Consider the following 20,300-nt stretch of genomic DNA (forward strand, 5'->3'; position numbering starts at 1 on the left):
ACATCACGGCCCGAAAGCAAACAACCTGCGATGAGCCGCGCTCATCGCAGGTTGTTCGGCGCGGCGCCAAGGGCGCATGAGGGGCGCCGCTATTACTGTTCGACGAAGGCCTTCTCGATCACATATTCGGCGGGATCCGAGCTGCTGCCTTCGCTCAGACCGGCCTCCTCCAGCAGGCGCTGGGTGTCGCGCAACATGGCCGGACTGCCGCACAGCATGAAGCGATCGTCGGCGGCGTTGAGCGGCGGCAGACCGACATCGGCGAAAAGCTTGCCGCTGGCCATCAGATCGGTGATGCGCCCCTGGTTGCGGAAGGTCTCGCGGGTGACCGTCGGGTAATAAATCAGCTTTTCCCGCACCGTCTCGCCGAAAAATTCATTTTCCGGCAGTTCGCGCGTGAGCAGATCATGGTAGGCCAGTTCGGCCACCTGACGGCAACCATGCACCAGGACCACTTTCTCGAACCGCTCATAGGTTTCCGGATCCTTGAGCACGCTGAGAAAGGGGGCGAGGCCCGTGCCGGTGCCCAGCAGATAGAGGTTGCGGCCGGCGGTCAAATTGTCGAGCAGCAGGGTCCCGGTCGCCTTGGCGCCGACCAGGATCTCATCGCCTTCGCGCAGATGCTGGAGGCGCGAGGTCAGCGGCCCGTCCGGCACCTTGATGCTGAAAAATTCGAGGGTTTCCTCGTAATTGGCGCTGGCCATGCTGTAGGCCCTGAGCAGGGGACGGCCGTCGACCGGAAGCCCGATCATCACAAACTGCCCGCTCCGGAAACGGAAGGAGCGGTCGCGGGTGGTGGTGAAACTGAAAAGATCGTCCGTCCAGTGATGGACCGACAGGACCGTTTCATGGCGGATACTGCTCATCTTCTTCCTCTGGCAAGATCGTTGCGCCGCACCCCAGTCGCGGCATCTAAATGCGTGTACGCATAAATACAATCTATGTCAATAGATGTAGTTACCCAAGAAAACCGCCAAAATTATTGGAGGTATCCCGCTCATATCATATGTATACATATTAATTGGGCGGTCGCCATGACGCGGCGGAACGAATGGAGACGCTCGTTGAAGGAGGAACGTGTCTCCCACCCCCGGCAGGGGCGGAAGCCCCCCGGCTTCACACCGGGGCTCCGCGGTCGTCACGATCGCAGATGGCGTCTGACCAGCAGGGGAAGCAGGATGCCGTCCCGAGGACCGATCGCCAGGGACAACAGATAGAGAGCCCCCGCCACCAATACAATGGCCGGACCCGACGGCCAATTGAACTGATAGGACAGCACCAGGCCGATATAGCCGGAAACGAACGCCACGAGGGTCGCCAGACAGATCAGCGACCAGACCTCGCGCACCCAGAAGCGGGCCGCCGTCGCCGGAAGCATCATCAGCCCGACCGCCATCAGGGTGCCCAAGGCCTGGAAGCCGCTCACCATGTTGAGCACGACCAGGGTCAGGAACAACACATGGTAAAGGCCGCCCCTGCCGTTTAGCGCCCGCAGATACAGGGGATCGAAACATTCCGCCACCAGACCCCGGAAAATCACCGCCAGCACCATCAGCGTCGTGCTGGCCACCGAGGCCATCAGGATCAGCGACCCATCGTCGACGGCGAGAATGCTGCCGAACAGGACATGCATCAGATCGACGGCGCTGCCGTGGGTGGAAACGAGAAGCACCCCGATCGCCAGGGAAATCATGAAAAAGGAGGCGAAGCTCGCGTCCTCCTTCTGAGGCGTGAAACGGCTGACCAAGCCGGACGCCAGCGCCACCAGCAGACCGGCCAGGAAACCGCCCAGGCTCATGGCCGGCAGCGACATGCCAGCCAGCATGAAACCGATCGCCGCGCCGGGCAGCACCGAATGGGCCATGGTGTCGCCGATCAGGCTCATCCGGCGCAGCACCAGGAACACCCCCATCGCGCCCGAGCCGAGGGAAAGGGCGAGACAGGCGGCCAGGGCGCGCCGCATGAATCCGAAATCGGCGAAGGGGCCGATCAGCCAATCATAGAGAAGGCTCATGCCGCGCCCCGACAAACTTCCGCGTCGCCGTCCCACGCCTCGCTCATCGCCCGCGCCCGCAGCAGATTGGCCGGGGTCAGCACCTCTTCCGTCGGCCCGCCGGCCACCACTTCGCGGGCCATCAGCAGGCTTTGCGGAAAATGGCGGCGCACCTGATCGTGATCGTGCAATACGGCGAGAACCGTCCGCCCCTCCCGGTGCCAGCGGTCGATCAGTCGGATCAGATCGGCCGTCGTCCGGCTATCGACGGCGCTGAACGGCTCATCGAGCAGGATCAGGGGGCTGTCGGCGACCAGGACCCGGGCGAACAGCACCCTTTGGCGCTGGCCGGCGCTGACCGATCCGAAAGCCCGTCCCTCGAACCCGTCGAGCCCCACCGTCGACAAGGCCTTCGATGCCTCGACGCGCATGTCCAGGGTGATCCGCCCGAACGCCCCGGTCCGCCGCCACAGGCCCAACAGCACGACGTCCTGCACCGAAATCGGAAAACTGTCGTCGATGCCGGCCAGTTGCGGCAGATAGGCGATGTCCTTGGGAGAAACCCCATGCAGGCGCATGGCGCCCTCGGCCGGCTTCAGCAGTCCGGCGATGGTCTTGACCAGCGTGCTCTTGCCGGCGCCGTTGGGACCTATGATGGCGGTCAGGCTGCCCCTGGCGAAACCGCAGCTCACGTGATGGATGGCGGGGTGACGGTCGTAGGCGACGGTGACGTCGCGCAGGGACACCAGATCCGGTTCGGTCATTTCCACCAGTCCAGCGCCCAGCCGACCACCAGCCACAGCCCGGCCGCCGTCGAAGCAGCGATAGCCAGACGGCTGCCGGCGCCCCACAGCATGGGCGAAACAATCGGCACGGCACGGTTCATCCGCCGCTCCATATGCATGACACCTCCAGACGTTATGTTATAACAAATCAGTTTGTCGCCTGCCTGTCTACGGGTTCTTGGTACAAGGCAGGCGGGTGAATGCGCCCTTGCCAATTGTTATATTATAACATAACAATTCATTCCCCATCAGCCGCAAGGAAAGAGATACCGATGAATGGCCGCCTGTTGAGACGATCCGCCGCCGCCGCCGCGATGATCCTGCTGGCGTTGACCTCCGCCGCCTCGGCCGCGCCGCTGAAAGTCGTCGCCACCTTCAGCATCATCGGCGATCTGGTGAAAACCGTCGGCGGCGACGGGGTTTCCCTCACCACCCTGGTCGCCCCCGGCGGCGACGCCCATGTCTACGAACCGACGCCGCAAGACGCCAAGACCATCGCCGGAGCCGATCTGGTGGTGGTCAACGGTCTCGGCATGGAAGGCTGGATCGATCGCCTGATCGCGGCGTCGGGATATCACGGCAAGATCCTCGTCGCCTCCGACGGCATCGCGCCGCAGACCATGGTCGAGGAGGAGGACGGCGCCAAGGACGGCAAGCGCGTCACCGACCCCCACGCCTGGCAAAATCTGGCCAACGGGCGGATTTACGTCCGCAACATCGCCAAGGCCCTCGCCGAGGCCGATCCCGCCGGCGCGACGGGCTATGCCGAACGGGCCGGAAAACTGGACGGGGAGATCGCCGCCCTCGACGCCTGGGTCCGCCGGCAGATGGCCGAAATTCCGTCGGCCAAGCGCAAGATCATCACCTCGCACGACGCCTTCGGCTATTTCGGCGCCGCCTATGGGGTCACCTTCCTGGCGCCGGTCGGCCTCAGCACCGAAAGCGAGCCGACGGCGGCCGGCCTGGGCCAGCTCACCCGCCAGATCAAGAAGGAGGGCATCAAGGCCCTGTTCATCGAATCGATGAGCGACCCCCGGCTGATCCGGCAACTGGCCCGGGAAAGCGGCGCGGTGGTCGGCGGCACCCTCTATTCCGACACCCTTTCCAAGGAGGGCGGTCCGGCCGACACCTATTTGAAGATGTTCCGCAACAATGTCCCGGCCATGGTCGAGGCCATGCGCAGGAACTGAACGGGAAAAGAGGAAGTAATCCCTCAGTGGCACCGGCGTCCCTGCCCATAGACGCTAACATAAGCCCTCGCCCCTTGTGGGAGAGGGCGGCGAGCGTAAGCGAGCGGGTGAGGGGTACGCGCGTCGGCGCGGCAAACGACTCACACGGATTCCTACACACCACAGAGGGATCGGCCTCAGGGCAATCACTTGTCCCGAGATTGATCGCATAAATCACCGGTTCGCGCAGCTAGACCGGGGGAAACCCTCACCCTCCCGCTTCGCGGGCCCCTCCCTCTCCCACTTCGTGGGCGAGGGGAGATTTTTCTTAATCCGAGCGCCTAGGGACGTCCCTGCCGGTGCCACTCGTGCTTATCCAAGGCGGGGGCTGCACTGATAAAACCAGGCCCGGCTGAGGGACAAAAATTTATATTAAGGCAATCGGTTCACCGATTGCCCCGGACACACCGACAGGCTCCTTGAAGGCAAGGCGGCGGAAGGCTAACGTACCGGCCAAACAATTCCGCCCCCAAGCCTCCGAGAAAGCCATGTATCCGATCGTTCGCCGCGAAGTTTTTTCCGAGACGTCCTTCCTCTGGGAGGTTCTCGCCCCCGATGTCGCCAAATCGGCCGAACCCGGCCATTTCGTCATGGCCCGCCTCTATGAGGGCGGCGAACGCATCCCGCTGACCGTCGCCGACTACGACCGCGACAAGGGAACGGTCACCATCGTCGTGCAGGCGTTGGGCAAGACCACCCGCGAGATGCGCGACAATTACCAGGAAGGCGAGAGCTTCGACGATTTCGTGGGCCCCCTCGGCCTGCCCCAGCATATCGGGAAGGCCGGCCATGTCGTCCTGGTCGGCGGCGGGCTGGGCGTCGCCCCCGTCTATCCGCAGCTTCGCGCCTTCAAGGCGGCCGGCAACCGGACCACCAGCATCATGGGTTTCCGCAACAAGGACCTGGTGTTCTGGGAAGACAAGTTCGCCCGCGAAAGCGACCAGTTGATTCTCTGTACCGACGACGGCAGCTACGGCCGTCCGGGATTCGTCACCCAGGCGCTGAAGGATGTCCTCGACAACGACAAGCCCGACCTGGTGATCGCCATCGGACCGTTGCCGATGATGCAGGCCTGCGTCGAGACCACCCGGCCCTACGGCGTCAAGACCATGGTCTCGCTCAACACCATCATGGTCGACGGCACCGGCATGTGCGGATCATGCCGCGTCACGGTGGGCGGCGAGGTGAAATTCGCCTGCGTCGACGGCCCCGATTTCGACGGGCACCAGGTCGACTTCAAGGAACTGCACGCCCGCCAGAAACGCTTCAAGAGCGAGGAGGCCCGGGCCAACGAGGACTTCGCCCACGTCTGCAACCTTGAAAAGAAGCTCTTCACCGAGGGCAAGCGGACCTACAAGAAGATGTCCGAGCTGCCCCCCCATCAGCACAAGATGCCGGAACGCGACCCTCACGAGCGGGCCGCCAATTTCAAGGAAGTCAATCTGGGCTATTCCATCGACGACGCCTATCAGGAGGCCGAGCGCTGCATCCAGTGCCATAAGCCGACCTGCATTTCCGGCTGCCCCGTCGCCATCGACATCCCGCGCTTCATCCGCCATCTGCTGGTCAGGGACACCACCGCCGCCCTGGAGACGATCTACGAATCCTCGATCTTCCCCTCGATCTGCGGCCGCGTCTGTCCCCAGGAATCGCAGTGCGAGGCGCAATGCGTCATCGGGCGCAAGATGGAGCCGGTGGCCATCGGCCGCCTGGAACGCTTCATCGGCGACAATGCCCGCCCGCCCAAGGCCGTCCCGCCGGCCTTCGCCGGCAAGCTGGGCAAGGTGGCCATCGTCGGTTCCGGCCCCGGCGGCCTGGGCGCCGCCGCCGATCTGGTGCGCTTCGGCGCCGACGTCACCGTCTACGAGGCCCTGCATGTGGTGGGCGGCGTGCTTCGCTACGGCATTCCCTCCTTCCGCCTGCCGCGCGACATCATCGAGCGCGAGGTCCAACGGCTGAAGGACATCGGCGTCAAGTTCGAGACCAACAAGGTGGTCGGCAAGACCTTCACCGTCGGGCAATTGACCGGCGAAAAGGGCTTCGACGCCGTTTTCGTCGCCGCCGGCGCCGGCGCCCCCTCCTTCCTGGGGATTCCCGGCGAATTCGCCGGGCGGGTCTATTCGGCCAACGAGTTCCTGACCCGCGTCAATCTGATGGGCGGCGACAAGTTCCCCTATCTCGACACGCCGATCAGCCTGGGCAAGAGCGTGGTGGTGATCGGCGCCGGCAACACGGCGATGGACTGCCTGCGCGTCGCCAAGCGGCTGGGCGCGCCGACCGTGCGCTGCGTCTACCGCCGTTCCGAGGCGGAAGCGCCGGCCCGTATCGAGGAACTGCGCCACGCCAAGGAAGAAGGCATCGAGTTCTACTTCCTGCATGCCCCGGTGGAGATCAACGTCGACGCGGAAGGCGAGGTCCGCGGCATGAAGGTGCAGAAGATGGAACTGGGCGAACCCGACGAAAGGGGCCGCCGCCGGCCGGTCCCCTTGGACGAGTTCGTCGATCTGGAATGCGACACGGTCATCTATGCGCTGGGCACCAACGCCAATCCCATCATCGGCCAGTCGACACCGGGATTGAGCCTCAACAAATGGGGCTACATCGTCGCCGACGAGCAGACCCAGGCGACCAATCTGCCGGGCGTCTTCGCCGGCGGCGACATCGTGACCGGCGGCGCCACGGTCATCCTAGCCATGGGGGCCGGACGCCGCGCCGCCAAGGCTATCGGCGCCTATCTGCAGGGCGGCAAGCAGACCTGGCCGATCACCATCGACGACGCCAACGCCTTCGTGCCGGGAAGCTTCCCCGCCGCTCCGGAAGGAAAGTCCGCCATGCTCTGTCCGAAATGCCATCAGCCGCTGGAAGGCGACGAAAGCTACATCTGCTGCGCCGATCAGACGGTGCAATGGCGCTGCGACGATTGCGCCAAGGTCAGCGAAGGCTTCGCCTTTCCCTACGGCGCCTGCCCGCATTGCGGGGGCAAGCTGTCCATCGTGACCGGCCGGACGGAGGAGAACGCCGCCACCATGGCCGCCATCCGCACCGCCTTCGAAATCGAACTGGGCGGCCAGGCCTTCTATCTGCAGGCCGCCGCCCAATCGGAGGAGCCGCAGCTCAAGGCCCTGTTCGGCCGCTTCGCCGAGATGGAAAAGGAGCATATGGCCACCCTGTCGCGGCGCTATCACGCGAGCGTCCCTGCACCGTCCCGGGAAATCCGCCAGGAGGTCTTGAGCGTCTATTCCGGCGTGGAAAGCCGCCCCGGTGATCCGGCCAATCTGTTCCGCGTCGCCATCGGACTGGAGCGCCGCGCCGTCGAATTCTACGAAGAGCGCAGCGCCAGCGCGCCGGAGGACTCGACCGAACGGCAGCTTTATCGCGAACTGGCGGCCGAGGAACGCGAGCATGTCGCCCTCTTGTCCACCGAATACGAACGCTGGCGGGCCGGCAAGCCGGGCCTTTTGTGAGCCAGACGGCGATGAGCAACGAGCATATCCTGCCGTTCTCCCTGGTGGAGGGCAATGACGACGACGCGGTACTCGACCAGGCCGCGCTTTGGCTGGGCGAGGGCAGGAAGGTCGCCCTGGCCACGGTGGTCCGCACCTGGGGCTCGGGCCCCCGCCCGGCCGGCAGCCATCTGGTGGTGGAAAGCGGCGGCGACTTCATGGGCTCGGTCTCCGGCGGCTGCATCGAGGCGGCGGTGATCACCGAGGCGAAGGAGGTCATCGCCGAGGGCAAGCCCCGCACCCTCGATTTCGGCGTCAGCGACGCCGAAGCCTGGGACGTCGGCCTCGCCTGCGGCGGCGCCATCCGCATCTATGTCGAGCCGCTGATATGAGGCATGAACTGTTCCGCGAATTGCAGGAGCTGCGCCGGCGGCGCGAGCCGGTCGCCCTGGTCACCGACTTGCGGGACGGCGCCCAGGCGCTGTTCGTTCCCGGCAAGGGCGGCCTTCCGGGAACGTTGGCCCTTTCCGATGAACAGTCGGCGGCCATCGCCGGCATGCTGCATCAATCGGTGAGCGGCCCGCTGGACGAAATCCTGTTCGTCCGCAGCTATGCCGCCCCCTGGACGCTGTTGGTGGTCGGCGCCGTGCACATCGCCCAGTTCCTGGCGCCGATGGCGCGCCTCGCCGGCTTCGACGTGACGCTGATCGACCCCCGCCGGGCCTTCGCCGCCGAGCACCGCTTTCCCGGCCTCGATCTGATCGTCGGTTGGCCAGACGAAGTGATGGAACAGACGGCGCCCCCCACCCGCCAGACCGCCGTCGTCACCCTGGCCCACGACCCGAAGATCGACGATCCGGCCCTGTTCGCCGCCCTTCGCTCGCCGGCCTTTTACGTCGGCGCCCTGGGCAGCGCCCGCAGTCATGCCAAGCGGGTCGAGCGGTTGACCGCCGCCGGCTTCGGTCCCGCCGACATCGCCCGGATCGCCGCGCCGATCGGTCTCGACCTGGGCGGCAGAGCCCCCGCCGAAATCGCCGTCTCGGTCCTGGCCGAAGTCGTCGGCGCCCGTTACGGCCGGCAAAGAGTTCCGCGATGACGGCGCCCGCCATTGCCGCCCTGCTGCTGGCCGCCGGCCGTTCAAGCCGGATGGGCGCCAACAAGCTGGTGCTGGAATTGGCGGGAAAATCCCTGGTCGCCCACGCCGCCGACCAGGCACTGGCCGCCGGCTTCACCCGGGTCGTCGTGGTCACCGGCCATCATCCCGAAGCCGTCCACGCGGCGTTGTCCGGCCGGCCGCTCTCCTGGGTCCATAACCCGCTATTCGAGCAGGGTCTGTCCTCATCGCTGAAGGCCGGCCTCGCCGCCCTGCCCGACGACATCGATGCCGTGCTTGTCTGCCTGGGCGACATGCCGAAGGTGGACGCCCTGCACATGCGCGCCATCGCCGAGGCGTTCGATCCCGGCGCGGGACACACCATCTGCGTTCCGGTGTTCGGGGGAAAACGCGGCAATCCCGCGCTGTTCGGACGACGGCATTTCGCCGAAATGATGACGCTGGAGGGTGACCGCGGCGCCCGCTCGCTGATGGATAAGCATGCCGGCTGCGTCCGTCTGGTGGAACTGCCCGACGATGCCGTTCTCGAGGACGTCGACACCCCGGACGCCTTTGCCCGGCTCGTGGCGCATGATATCTAAGGGCCTGTTGATAAATTATTGAATCAACGGGCCCTTAAGCCCGAGCGGCGCTTGAGCCCGCCGTAGCGGAGCGCAGGCGTCATATGGAATCTTAGGGTTTGGAGCGATAATTTCGCGACAAGCCCTAAGGGCCAGGGACAAAAGTCCCAGGCCGGCCCCGTCACGGGAGGAACGCCATGACCGTCATGACCTTCGACGCCCGGACCATCCGCCGTCAGTTTCCGGTGTTCGCCGGCCGCCCCGGCGGCCTGCCCCTGCATTATCTCGACAATGCGGCGATGGCGCAGATGCCGCGCCCGGTGATCGAGGCGCTGGTGGCCCATGACAGCCTGTCGCGGGCCAATGTGCATCGCGGCCTGCATCCCCTGGCCGAGCGCGCCGACCGGGCCTATGACGCCGCCCGGACGACCATCGCGCGTCATCTGCACGTCGCCGACCCCACAGAGATCGTCTTCACCTCGGGCGCCACCGCGTCGGTCAATCTGCTGGCCCAGGCCTTCGGCGCCGGACTGGGCCCCGACGACGAGATCGTGGTTTCCCGCCTCGACCATCACAGCAACCTGGTCCCATGGCTGCTGCTGGCCAAGAACCGCGGCGTCCGCCTGCGCTTCCTGCCGGTGACCGCCGACGGCCGGCTGGATGTCGGCAAGGCGCCCGACATCATCGGGCCGCGCTGCCGCCTGGTCGCCGTCACCCATGCCTCCAACGTCACCGGCGCGGTGACCGCCGTGGCGCCGCTGGTCGCCGCGGCCAGGGCGGTGGGGGCCAAGGTGCTGCTGGACGGGGCCCAGATGCTGCCTCACGGATCGGTCGACCTGCCGAAGCTGGGGGTCGACTTCTACTGCTTTTCCGGCCACAAGGTCTTCGCCCCCACCGGCATCGGCGTTCTCTGGGGCCGGCGCGAGCTGCTCTCCGCCCTTCCCCCGCCCATGGGCGGCGGCGGCATGATCGCCGGCTTCGACGGCGACGAGCCGGTCTTTCTCGACACGCCGCAGCGTTTCGAGGCGGGAACGCCGCCGGTCACCCAGGCCATCGGCCTGGCCGCGGCCCTGACCTGGCTCGACGAGTTCGACCATCACGACATCGCCGCCCACGAGCGCCGCCTGACCGAAGACCTGCTGGACGGCCTCGCCTCTTTTCCGGGGGTGACCATCGTCGGACCGCGCGACATGGAGCGGCGGTTGCCGGTGGTCTCCTTCACCGTCGCCGGAGCCCATCCGCACGACATCTGCCAGATCCTCGGCGGACGCGGCGTCGCCTTGCGCGGCGGGGCACTGTGCGCCCAGCCCTTGATGAACGATCTCGATCTGCCGGGCGTGGTGCGCGCCAGCCTGGCCCTTTACAACGACGAGGCCGACGTGGCCGCTTTGCTGAGCGGCCTTACCCATGCGATCAAGGTGCTGGCATGAGCGACGACATTTATCACGCGAAGATCAAGGCCCTGGCCCAGGTGGCGCATGGCGCCGGCCCGCTGGCCGAGCCGCAGGGCCGGGCGGTGATCGACAATCCGCTGTGCGGAGACCGGGCCAGCGTGTCGGTCGCGCTGGCGGAAGACGGCACCATCGCCGCCCTTGCCCACGAAATCCGCGGATGCCTGCTCTGCCGGGCCTCGGCCAGCGCGCTGGCCGAGGCCGCGCAGGGCCTGGCGCCGGAGCGGATCGCCGAGGCCCGCCGCGCCCTCGAACATCTGCTGCGCGACCCGGAAACCACCGGAGACACCTTCGCCGCCCAGCCCACCTTCACCGATTTCGAGGCCTTCCGCCCGGTGCACCGCCACAAGTCCCGCCACGACTGCGTCCTGCTGCCCTTCCGCGCCACCGAAAAGGCCCTGGCAGAGGCCGCGCGACAGCGGGGATTAGGAAGAAACGACCCGGTCGCCGGGGCGCCCTCATAGGCGCTAAGATAAACCCTCGCCCGCTTTGCGGGAGAGGGGATGTTTTTCTTATCCGGGCGTCTATGTGGGCGCCCCTCCAGCAATCACGAACAGCCGCCGCGCATTCTGCCCTTGCCGGCGGTATAGCGGCTCTTCTGACGATCCCAGAAGAATTCCTCGGCCGTCATCACCGGACGATCGGGGTGGTGGGTCCTCATATGCTCCACATAGCGGTCATAACTGGGAATCCCCACCATCAGCAGGCAGGTTTCCTTCAGCCGGAACAACAGGGTTTTCACGTCCATCATGGCCGTCCTTCGCGCCGGAACCATCTCTGCCGATCGGCAGAGGGGATAACGCAGATGGATAAGATGATGGGAATGGCCCTGGGCGGGAACAAGCGGCGACACAGGGAAGAGGCACGATCCCCGCGCGACACCTCAGGCAGCGGTTTCCCGCCTTGCCGGTCTGGACGAAAGGCTGTGCAAGTGTTAACGGGACATCCAACGCTCACGTTTCTTGTCGGGATTGATCACCATGCGCGTTCTCGTTGTTTTAGCCCACCCTCGGACAGACAGCTTCAATCACGCCATCGCCTCCACCGTCGGGGCGACGCTGGAGGCGTCGGGCCACGCCGTCGACTTGTGCGACCTTTATGACGAAGGCTTCGATCCGCTCTTCACGCCCGACGAAATGAAGCGAGACTTTGAAGCCCCTCCGCGTCTTGCCGCCGAAATCGCACGCCTGAAGAATGCAGATGCGGTGGTGGTGATCCACCCCAACTGGTGGGGACAGGCCCCGGCGATCCTCAAGGGATGGCTCGATCGCGTGCTGCGGGTCGGCGAAACCTACCGGTTCGGCACCAATGACAAGGGCGAAGGGATCATGGTTTCCCAACTCAAGGCCCGCAAGGCACTGGTCTTCACCACGTCCAATACCCCGCAAGCCGCCGAACTGGCGCTTTATGGCGATCCGCTCGACAATTATTGGAAACGCTGCGTCTGGGGAGCCTTGGGCATCCCCACCGAGCGCCGCAATTTCGAATCGGTCATTCTCAGCACGCCTGAACAGCGCGCCGAGTGGCTGTCCGAAGCCGCACGCCTGACGCGCGAGGCGATCGGCTGATTTCTTCGCCGGCATCCCCCGGTCGGGACAATCGGTTGAGCGAGATCGCTCACCCGGCCTCCGCCTCCAGGATGGCGCTCAGGTCGCCGGCAAGCGCATCCACCTGACCGGGATCGGCGTCCCAGGCGAACATGAAGCGGGCGCAGCCTCCGATGAAGGTATAGAAACGCCAGCCCTTTTGCCTCAAGGCCGCCATGGCGGTGTCTGAAAGGTTCAGAAACACCGCGTTGGCTTCCACCGGGAAGGCGAATTCCAGTCCCGGCAGGCCGGAAATCCGATCCGCGAAGAGACGGGCGCAGGCATTGGCATGGGCGGCGTTTCTCAGCCAGGCGCCCGTTTCCAGCAGACCGACCCAGGGCGCCGACAAAAAGCGCATCTTCGAGGCCAGTTGTCCGGCCTGTTTGCAACGGTAGTCGAAATCCTCGGCCTGGGGACGATTAAAGAACAGGATCGCCTCGCCCACGGCCATCCCGTTCTTGGTGCCGCCGAAACACAGCACGTCGACCCCGGCCCGCCAGGACAGGTCCGCCGGGCTGCAGCCCAGGCCGGCGCAGGCGTTGGCGAAGCGGGCGCCGTCCATGTGCAGGCTGAGGCCATGCGCGCGGCAGGTCTCGGAAATCGCCAGCAGCTCCTCCGGCCGGTAGATCCGGCCCGTCTCCGTCGATTGGGTGACGCTCGCCACGCGGGGCTTGGGATAGTGGATGTCCTGACGGGCGACGGCCAGCGTCCGGATGGCCCCGGCGGTCAGCTTGCCGTCGGGCGACGGGGCCGCCAGAAGCTTCGAGCCATTGGAAAAGAACTCCGGAGCGCCGCATTCGTCGGTTTCGACATGGGCCGCGGCCGAGCAGATGACGCTGTGATAGGACTGACACAGTGCCGACAGCGCCAACGAGTTCGCCGCCGTGCCGTTGAAGACGAAGAACACCTCGCAGTCCGTCTCGAACAGAGACCTGAAGGCATCCGAGGCCCGACCGGTCCATTCGTCATCGCCATAGGCCACCGCATGGCCGTGATTCGCCTCGGCCATGGCGGCCCAGGCCTCGGGACAAACCCCCGCATAGTTGTCGCTGGCGAACTGCTGGGAAGGAACGGTCATGATGGAAGGCTCTCCGTCTGTCAGTTTGCGGCACTGGAGAGAACTGACGCGCGGCTTCATCCCGTTTGTTGCCGGATCGGCCACATCTCCCCGCAGATCGGGGACGCCACCTTGCCCGGGAGCAGGTTGGCGTTGAGCGTCAGCTCAACTCTTGATGCGACTCCGACGATAGCGGGAAGCCACCGGTTTGGCAAGAAAACGGCCCTATTACCCCCGGGATGATCCGCCGCAAGCGATCATAAGGAAACACAGATCAGAACCGATGAACACAGATGAACACAGATGGGACCGACCGGCTTCAAACCGCGCATGAGCTGGATGACACCTTTCATTTCAGATGAAACGCGCCACAAGCTTGAAAGTTTATTCTTGATTCCGGAACCGGCTTTACGTCATTCAGCAGGCCTCCGCGCGGCCGAGAGGCGGTCGTACCGCGGGGACGGGTTTCTTTCACGAGGTTTTTTAGATGGCGTCGATCCACGGACATGAAGTTTTGCACATGATGCTGGAGGCGGCGGAGGGATTTCCATCCGTCGAGGCATTGGTGGCGGCGATCGAAGAGCGTTTCGGCGCGGATGCGAGGTTCCACACTTGCTCGGCCGAAGGGATGGACGCAAGGCGTCTGGTCGAGTTTTTGACGGAGCGGGGAAAGTTCGTGCCGCTGGAATCGGGCTTCAACACCAGCGCGGAGAAGATCTGCTCTCACTGACAAGGCACCCGTCGCCCGATCTTGTTGATCGCCCCCTTCCCGGTTAGGCTGACCGCCCAAGCTTGGCTGAAGGGAAGCGCCCCATGCGGATTCGGCGATGGTTGACACGCTTCCTCCTCCTGCTGCCGGTGGTCATTTTCCTGGCGCTGGGCGGGATATGGCTGTTCCTGGAAGGCAGTCTGGCCCAGCTCGACGGACGCATGGAAGCCGCCGGGTTGGCCGAACCGGTCAGCGTCACCCGCGATGATCTGGGCGTGCCGACCATCAGCGCGGGAAACCGGGCCGATCTCGCCTATGCGACCGGCTATCTGCACGCCCAGGACCGCTTTTTTCAGATGGATCTGCTGCGCCGTTCGGCGGGGGGCGAACTGGCCGCGCTGTTCGGCCCGGCCGCCCTGCCCATCGATCGCAGCCGCCGGCCCCACCGCTTCCGGTCGCGGGCCGGAGCGGTCCTGGCCAGTCTGCCGGTGGACGACCGGGTACTGCTGGAACGCTACGCCGCCGGAGTGAACGATGGCTTGGCCGCTTTGCGCGCCAGACCGTTCGAATATGCCCTACTGCTCACCGCGCCGGCCCCCTGGACCCCAGAGGATTCCCTGCTGGTCGGCTGGGCCATGTATTTCGAATTACAGGGCAATTTCGGGCGGGACCTGAGCCGCGCCTGGCTCAGGGCGCATGCCACGCCGGAACAGGTGGCCTTCCTGCTGCCGACGTCGAGCCCCTGGGACGCCCCCCTCGACGCGCCGGCAATCGACGAACCGCCGCCCCCCGTTCCGCCGGTCGCTCCCGACTGGTATGGGCGCCCGGTTCGCCGCGCCGCCGCCGACATCCCCGGCATCGACGACGCGGTGGGCAGCAACAATTGGGCTGTGGCCGGCGAGCGCAGCGGACACGGCGGCGCCATCGTCGCCGATGACATGCATCTGGGACTGCAATTGCCCAACACCTGGTACCGCGCCCTCCTGGTCTTCGGCGACGGCACCGGTGGACAAAGCCGACTGGCCGGGGTGACGCTGCCCGGCCTGCCCGCCCTGATCGCCGGCAGCAACGGCCATGTCGCCTGGGGCTTCACCAACAGTTACGGCGATTATTTCGACCTCGTCGAACTGCGGACCGACCCCGGCGGCGCACCCCGTTATCGGACGGAAGATGGCAGCTGGGCGTCGATCGAAAGGATCGAGGAGAAAATCGCGGTGAAGGGCGGCGCGGAAGAGATCCTGCCCGTCTTCGAAACACCGCTGGGACCACTGTGGGCCATCGGCGGCAAATCCTATGCCATGCGCTGGATCGCCCATGATCCCGGGGCCATCGACCTCGGCATGATGGCCTTCGAGCGCGCCCTCGATCTGACCACTTTGCTGGACGCCGCCAGCCGGGCGGGAATGCCGGCGCAGAACATGGTGGCCGGCGATAAGGCGGGGCACGTCGGCTGGACCATCGCCGGCCCGCTCCCCGGCCGGCATTGGCGGCCGGCGGAAGGATTCGCCTATTCCTCAACCGAGGCCGGCCTGGGCTGGCAGCGCCACCAAAGCGCCGCCGACCATCCAAGGGTGGTCGACCCGCCCGACGGACAGATCTGGACCGCCAATGCCCGGCAACTGGCCGGTCCGGCCTACCAGCGACTGGGTGACGGGGGCACCGACATCGGAGGGCGCGCCCGGCAGATCCGCGACGACCTTACCCGCCTCGGCAGGACCGACGAGGCGGGACTTTATGCTATCGGCCTCGACGACCGTGCGCTGTTCCTGGCCCCTTGGCGCGACCGGGCCTTGGCCGCGCTGACCGATCAGGCCGTCGCCGATCATCCCGGACGGGCGGAATTCCGCCGGCTGCTGCTGGCAGACCGGGACCTCCGGGCCGATACGGAGTCCGTCGGCTATCGTCTCGTCCACGATTTCCTGGGGAAACTCTACCAGCAGGTCTTCGGCAGCCTGGATGAAACCTTGAGCCACGAGTTCGGCCCGTCGGCGGGATCGTTCCGCACCGCCAACCCCCGCTGGGCTCACGCCCTCGCCCGGCTTGTCGATGAACGGCCCCCGGGCTGGCTGCCCCAAGGCGCCGACGACTGGCAGGCGCTGCAATTGACGGCCATCGACGCCACCATCGACGCCCTGGCCAAGGAAGGGCTTCCCCTCGCCCAGGCCCGTTGGGGGGCGCGCAACCGAGCGAGGATCACGCACCCCTTCGTCAGACTCATGCCCGCACTGGCCCGCTGGCTGGCGGCGCCGGCCGACCTCCTGCCGGGAGACGCCGATATGCCGCGCGTCGCCGGGCCGAGCTTCGGTCAATCGGAACGGATGGTGGTGTCTCCCGGACATGAGGACCGCGCGCTGTTCTCCATGCCCGGCGGAGAGAGCGGCCATCCGCTCAGCCCCTATTTCCTGGCCGGACACGCCGCCTGGGTGCAAGGCACACCCGGCAGCCTGCTGCCGGGTGTGCCCAGGCACAGCCTGACATTTTCGCCGCGCCCCTGAGGTTTCCGGCCAGTTTTAGCCGCGCCCTACGAAGGGCATATTTGTGGCCATCACCGTCAGGAACTGGACATTGGCCTCGGGCGGCAGGCTGGCCATGTAGACGACGGCGCGGGCCGCCTCGCCCACATCCATCACCGGTTCGGCAACGACCGCGCCATTGGCCTGGGGAACCCCTTTGGCCATGCGTCCGCCCATGGCGGTCGCGGCATTGCCGATGTCGATCTGGCCGCAGGCGATTCCGAATTGCCGGCCGTCCAGCGACAGCGATTTGGTGAGCCCTGTGACGGCGTGCTTGGTCGCGGTGTAGGGCGCCGAGTTCGGACGCGGGGCGTGGGCCGAGATCGAACCGTTGTTGATGATCCGCCCGCCCTGCGGCGTCTGCTGCTTCATGACGCGAAAGGCCGCCTGCGCGCAAAGAAACGATCCGGTCAGGTTGATCGACACCACCTGGCTCCATTGCTCGAAGCTCAGTTCCTCGATCGGAACGGCGGGGACGTTGATGCCGGCATTGTTGAACAAAAGATCGACCCGGCCGAATGACTGGACGGCGGCATGGAACAAGACGTCGACCGAGGCGGGATCGCTGACGTCGGTCGGCACCGCGAGGGCCCGCGCGCCGTGAGGGCCCGCCAAAGTCAGGGTTTCCTCAAGAGGAGGTCGTCGCCGGCCGGCCAGAACCACGGCATATCCCTCCTCCAGCAGCGCCAGAGCCGTACTTCGGCCAATTCCCGACCCGGCTCCGGTAATGACGGCGACGCGACATGATTGTGTCATTTGGCTTCCCCAGGCTGATTTGGAAGAACGAGGCGATGAATTCGTTTACACGAACACGAGAACACTACCGTCGCCAAATCGAAGCGGGAAGCCCAAATACCAACCGGGAGTTCCCCGCGAACGCCTCAAAATAGGCTCGCAGATAGAAATATTTTTATCATAAATCAATGATAAATTACAAAATAATGCCGAACCGTTGAAAATCCATTCATCTTTGTCCAAAAAGCCGTAATCTTGCATTCTCTCCGCAGGATTGGTAGAGGGGACTGATCCATGTTTCGCACGTCAATCGAACGTCTTCTACTGTTCGCCCAATGGATATTGACCCTGACCCTGGTCACGGTCTTGACGGTCGCCGCCTGGACCGCCTGGCAACGCTACGAGGATGCTTCGGAAACATTGCGCCTGACCCAGCTTGATCGCGCGCTTTTCGAATCGACGATGACCATGCGCGGACAGGTCGCCAAGGTGCAGACGCTGGTCCTGTCCAACGACCAGCCGATGGCGAGCATCGCCAAGGTACAGGACGAGGCCGAGAAATCGCTGCGCGCAGCCCTCGATATCCTTGGCAAGAGCGAGCTGCCGCAGGCCGGAGACTTCAGCCGCGAACTCGATGAATCCCATCGCGCGATGAAGGAAAAGCAAAGCCTGCTGACCCGTTTGGCCGACCTTCCGCGCGATCAGCGCGATGTCCGCGAAACCGAACCCTGGCGCCAGTCCGTCTATCGGGTGATCGCCCTGTTGAACAAGGCTTCGGTCACCTCGGGCAACGCCGTTCGACTGACCGATCCGGTGTTGGCGGAACTGGTCCAGGTGCGTCGTGACGCCTGGGCTATCCGCGACGCCTTCGGCACGCAATGCTCGACCCTTCGTCCCAACATCGCCATCAGCAAGCCGCCGGAAGTCAGCCAATCCCTAACCATGGCGGCACGGCGCGCCATCTACGAGGAACGCTCGAAAGCGCTCGAAGATTATCTGACGCGCCCCGGTGTCGCCGCCACGGTGACCGCGTCGGTGGCGAAAGGCCGTCAGAACGTCACCTCGACCCAGGAAGCCGTCGACAAAATCGTCAAGAGGCTCGACGGTTCGGGCACGGCGATCCTTCCCCCCGCCGAGTGGACCCAACTTTGCGATGGGCCTTTTGGCGATTTGCAGGCCATCGGCTTCACCGCGCTCGACGAATCGGCGGCCCGCGCCGTCAGCCTGCGCGACAAGGCCGTCTGGATGCTGGCGCTTTGCCTGGGCGTCCTGGCGGCGACGGTGGCCGGCGCCGCCCTGTTGGCCGTCAGTGTCCACCGGCGGCTTTCGACGCCGCTGCGCAGCCTGACCGAAGCGGTCGACCGCCTGTCGGCCGATCATCTCGACGTGCCCGTCGCCCAAGCCCCCTGCCCTGACGAATTCGGCGCCATGAGCAATGCCCTTGAGCTTCTGCGAAAGGGAGCGTTGGACGCCAAACGCCTCCGCGGCGAAGCCGACCGCCGCCGCGAGGAGGACGATATCCGCACCACCAAGGTCCACGAAGCCTGCGAGGTCTTCGCCCAGGCCGGAGCACAAGCCCTGGCCGCCATCGACCAGGAGGCGCAGCGCCTGCGGCACAACGCCGAAACCCTGCTGGAGCAGACGGTCACCACCAATAGCCAGACGAAGACGGTCGCCGACGCGGCGACCGAAATGTCGGGCAATGTGCAGACCGTCGCCTCGGCCACCGAGGAACTGTCCGCCTCGATCCGCGAGGTCAGCACCAGCGCCGCCTCGGGTGCTACGCAAACCCGTCAGGCCCAGGCCCGGGCGCATAACATCGGCACGACGGTCGACGGCCTGCGCGACGCCACCCGGCGCATCGGCGATGTCGCCTCCTTCATCCATGTGATCGCCCAGCAGACCAACCTTCTGGCCCTGAACGCCACCATCGAGGCGGCCCGGGCCGGTGACGCCGGCAAGGGATTCGCCGTGGTCGCCGGCGAGGTCAAGACCCTGGCCAACCAGACGGCCCAGGCCACCGAGGATATCTCGCGCCAGATCTCCGACGTGCAGACCTCGACCGAAGCCGTCGTCGGCGCCATCCAGGATATTCTTCGGTTCATCGACGACATCGACTCGACCACGACGGCCATCGCCGCCGCCGTCGAGGAACAGGGTGCGGCAACCGAGGAGATATCGCGCAATGCGCATCTGGCATCGGACGGCACCAAGGGCGTCACCACCAGCATGGGGGTGATCGCGCAAGCCAGCGATGGCATCCAGCACATCGCCGACGACGTCACCCGTTCGATCGCCGACCTGACCCGCGAGCAGCAAAGCCTGCGGACATCCATCGAAAGCTTCATCTCGCAGGTGCAGGGGGCGCAGCGGAAAGCTGCGTCGTAAGGGCCTGTTGATAAATTATCGAATCAATAGGCCCTTAAGCCCGAGCGGCGCTTGAGCCCGCTGGAGCGGAGCGGAAGCGTCATATGAAACTAAGGGATTGGAGCGAAATTATCGCTCCAATCCCTGAAGCCCGAGCGGCGCATGAGCCGGCCGAAGCCGGAGGCGCAGGCATCATATAAACCCTTAGGCTCTGGAGCGATTGTTTCGGCCCAGAGCCTAAGGGCTTGGAGCGATCATTTCGCGACAAGCCCTAAATACCGAGGCATGGAGGATTTGACGGGTTTACCGGGACGCCGCCTCCCCGCGCCGCCAATGCAGCTTGGTGCCGAATCCCAAGCGGTTATCGGTCATCTTGAACAGGTCGACCGAGATCGACCACAGGGGCGCCGGACGCAGGCGGGCAAAGGGAAAGCGGCGATAATAAAGGCTTCGCCCCGCCTCCTCGGCGGAACCGTCCAGGCGGAGGGCCCGGCCGGAGAATTGCAGCCCCCTCAGGCGGGCGACCGTCGGGCGCTGGGAGGAAATGGTGCCGGCGACATGGGGATTGTCGGCCATTTCGCCACCATGCCGGGTCTCCAGCTCGGTCATGACGAGGAAGGCCATCGCCGTCCGCTCGAAGCCATAAAAGCAATTGGCCGCCCATGGCTGCGAATCGCGCTCCGAGCACAGGGTGAGAACGGTATTTTCCTTGATATACGCGAGGATGCGTTCCAGATCGTCCATCGCCACTCCCGCCA

General features: G+C 65.4%; 19 protein-coding genes and 1 riboswitch. Of the genes, 11 read left to right on the top strand and 8 right to left on the bottom strand.

The features are described 5' to 3' along the window. Positions 1 to 92 precede the first annotated feature (92 nt). The 4 genes from CWS72_RS20795 to CWS72_RS28665 form a co-directional block, all read right to left on the bottom strand. Entirely contained in the window at positions 93 to 866 is a 774-nt protein-coding gene (locus CWS72_RS20795) for a ferredoxin--NADP reductase (protein ID WP_101252559.1), read from the bottom strand. Between the two features lie 272 nt (positions 867 to 1,138). Next, complete coding sequence (locus CWS72_RS20800; RefSeq protein WP_101252560.1) at positions 1,139 to 2,014, bottom strand: metal ABC transporter permease; 876 nt, start codon at positions 2,012 to 2,014, stop codon at positions 1,139 to 1,141. Continuing rightward, positions 2,011 to 2,757, bottom strand: a complete 747-nt coding sequence (locus CWS72_RS20805; RefSeq protein ID WP_101252561.1) for a metal ABC transporter ATP-binding protein — start codon at positions 2,755 to 2,757, stop codon at positions 2,011 to 2,013. Before CWS72_RS20805 ends, CWS72_RS20800 begins: the two co-directional genes overlap by 4 nt. Continuing rightward, positions 2,754 to 2,879, bottom strand: a complete 126-nt coding sequence (locus CWS72_RS28665; RefSeq protein WP_274540613.1) for a hypothetical protein — start codon at positions 2,877 to 2,879, stop codon at positions 2,754 to 2,756. Before CWS72_RS28665 ends, CWS72_RS20805 begins: the two co-directional genes overlap by 4 nt. A 171-nt stretch (positions 2,880 to 3,050) precedes the next feature. On the opposite strand from CWS72_RS28665, the gene CWS72_RS20810 reads away from it, so the two are divergent. From CWS72_RS20810 to CWS72_RS20840, 7 genes are all read left to right on the top strand, one after another. Next, positions 3,051 to 3,968 carry a metal ABC transporter substrate-binding protein gene (locus tag CWS72_RS20810; RefSeq protein ID WP_101252562.1) on the top strand — a complete coding sequence of 306 codons (918 nt, stop codon included), beginning with the start codon at positions 3,051 to 3,053 and terminating at the stop codon, positions 3,966 to 3,968. A gap of 527 nt (positions 3,969 to 4,495) precedes the next feature. Next, positions 4,496 to 7,471 carry an NADPH-dependent glutamate synthase gene (gene gltA, locus CWS72_RS20815; protein ID WP_101252563.1) on the top strand — a complete coding sequence of 992 codons (2,976 nt, stop codon included), beginning with the start codon at positions 4,496 to 4,498 and terminating at the stop codon, positions 7,469 to 7,471. An 11-nt stretch (positions 7,472 to 7,482) separates the two neighbouring features. Continuing rightward, positions 7,483 to 7,842, top strand: a complete 360-nt coding sequence (locus CWS72_RS20820; protein ID WP_101252564.1) for an XdhC family protein — start codon at positions 7,483 to 7,485, stop codon at positions 7,840 to 7,842. Then, the gene (locus tag CWS72_RS20825; RefSeq protein WP_101252565.1) at positions 7,839 to 8,546 is read left to right on the top strand and encodes an XdhC family protein; all 708 of its coding nucleotides are present in this window, start codon (positions 7,839 to 7,841) and stop codon (positions 8,544 to 8,546) included. The genes CWS72_RS20820 and CWS72_RS20825 overlap by 4 nt, the downstream gene beginning before the upstream one ends. Next, positions 8,543 to 9,145, top strand: a complete 603-nt coding sequence (locus tag CWS72_RS20830) for a nucleotidyltransferase family protein (RefSeq protein WP_101252566.1) — start codon at positions 8,543 to 8,545, stop codon at positions 9,143 to 9,145. The genes CWS72_RS20825 and CWS72_RS20830 overlap by 4 nt, the downstream gene beginning before the upstream one ends. Positions 9,146 to 9,321: 176 nt before the next feature. After that, positions 9,322 to 10,554: an aminotransferase class V-fold PLP-dependent enzyme gene (locus CWS72_RS20835; protein WP_241911830.1), complete on the top strand. Its 1,233-nt coding sequence runs from the start codon at positions 9,322 to 9,324 to the stop codon at positions 10,552 to 10,554. Then, complete coding sequence (locus CWS72_RS20840; protein WP_101252567.1) at positions 10,551 to 11,039, top strand: iron-sulfur cluster assembly scaffold protein; 489 nt, start codon at positions 10,551 to 10,553, stop codon at positions 11,037 to 11,039. Before CWS72_RS20835 ends, CWS72_RS20840 begins: the two co-directional genes overlap by 4 nt. A gap of 83 nt (positions 11,040 to 11,122) precedes the next feature. On the opposite strand, the gene CWS72_RS20845 is transcribed toward CWS72_RS20840, so the two are convergent. After that, positions 11,123 to 11,326: a YbdD/YjiX family protein gene (locus CWS72_RS20845; protein WP_101252589.1), complete on the bottom strand. Its 204-nt coding sequence runs from the start codon at positions 11,324 to 11,326 to the stop codon at positions 11,123 to 11,125. Between the two features lie 229 nt (positions 11,327 to 11,555). Between CWS72_RS20845 and CWS72_RS20850 the strand changes: the two genes are divergently transcribed. Continuing rightward, the gene (locus CWS72_RS20850) at positions 11,556 to 12,143 is read left to right on the top strand and encodes an NAD(P)H-dependent oxidoreductase (RefSeq protein WP_101252590.1); all 588 of its coding nucleotides are present in this window, start codon (positions 11,556 to 11,558) and stop codon (positions 12,141 to 12,143) included. 49 nt (positions 12,144 to 12,192) lie between these two features. Here the strand turns inward: CWS72_RS20850 and CWS72_RS20855 are convergent, their stop codons facing one another. Next, positions 12,193 to 13,239, bottom strand: a complete 1,047-nt coding sequence (locus CWS72_RS20855) for a threonine aldolase family protein (RefSeq protein ID WP_101252568.1) — start codon at positions 13,237 to 13,239, stop codon at positions 12,193 to 12,195. Positions 13,240 to 13,293: 54 nt separating this feature from the next. Beyond that, positions 13,294 to 13,402: riboswitch (SAM-I-IV-variant riboswitch) on the bottom strand. A 303-nt stretch (positions 13,403 to 13,705) separates the two neighbouring features. On the opposite strand from CWS72_RS20855, the gene CWS72_RS20860 reads away from it, so the two are divergent. Together CWS72_RS20860 and CWS72_RS20865 are read left to right on the top strand one after the other, a co-directional pair. Next, positions 13,706 to 13,948: a YecH family metal-binding protein gene (locus CWS72_RS20860; protein ID WP_101252569.1), complete on the top strand. Its 243-nt coding sequence runs from the start codon at positions 13,706 to 13,708 to the stop codon at positions 13,946 to 13,948. Positions 13,949 to 14,031: 83 nt separating this feature from the next. Beyond that, a complete protein-coding gene (locus CWS72_RS20865; protein ID WP_101252570.1) occupies positions 14,032 to 16,422 on the top strand; it encodes a penicillin acylase family protein in 2,391 nt (796 codons plus the stop codon). A gap of 15 nt (positions 16,423 to 16,437) precedes the next feature. Here CWS72_RS20865 and CWS72_RS20870 read toward each other — a convergent pair whose 3' ends face one another. Further along, positions 16,438 to 17,196, bottom strand: coding sequence for an SDR family oxidoreductase (locus CWS72_RS20870; RefSeq protein ID WP_101252571.1), 759 nt, complete (start codon positions 17,194 to 17,196; stop codon positions 16,438 to 16,440). Between the two features lie 273 nt (positions 17,197 to 17,469). On the opposite strand from CWS72_RS20870, the gene CWS72_RS20875 reads away from it, so the two are divergent. Beyond that, entirely contained in the window at positions 17,470 to 19,563 is a 2,094-nt protein-coding gene (locus CWS72_RS20875) for a methyl-accepting chemotaxis protein (RefSeq protein WP_101252572.1), read from the top strand. 282 nt (positions 19,564 to 19,845) lie between these two features. Here CWS72_RS20875 and CWS72_RS20880 read toward each other — a convergent pair whose 3' ends face one another. Further along, positions 19,846 to 20,286: a PNPOx family protein gene (locus tag CWS72_RS20880; protein WP_101252573.1), complete on the bottom strand. Its 441-nt coding sequence runs from the start codon at positions 20,284 to 20,286 to the stop codon at positions 19,846 to 19,848. Between the last annotated feature and the right edge of the window lie 14 nt (positions 20,287 to 20,300).

The sequence above is a fragment of the Telmatospirillum siberiense genome (genome assembly GCF_002845745.1).
GTDB classification, from domain to species: domain Bacteria; phylum Pseudomonadota; class Alphaproteobacteria; order Rhodospirillales; family Magnetospirillaceae; genus Telmatospirillum; species Telmatospirillum siberiense.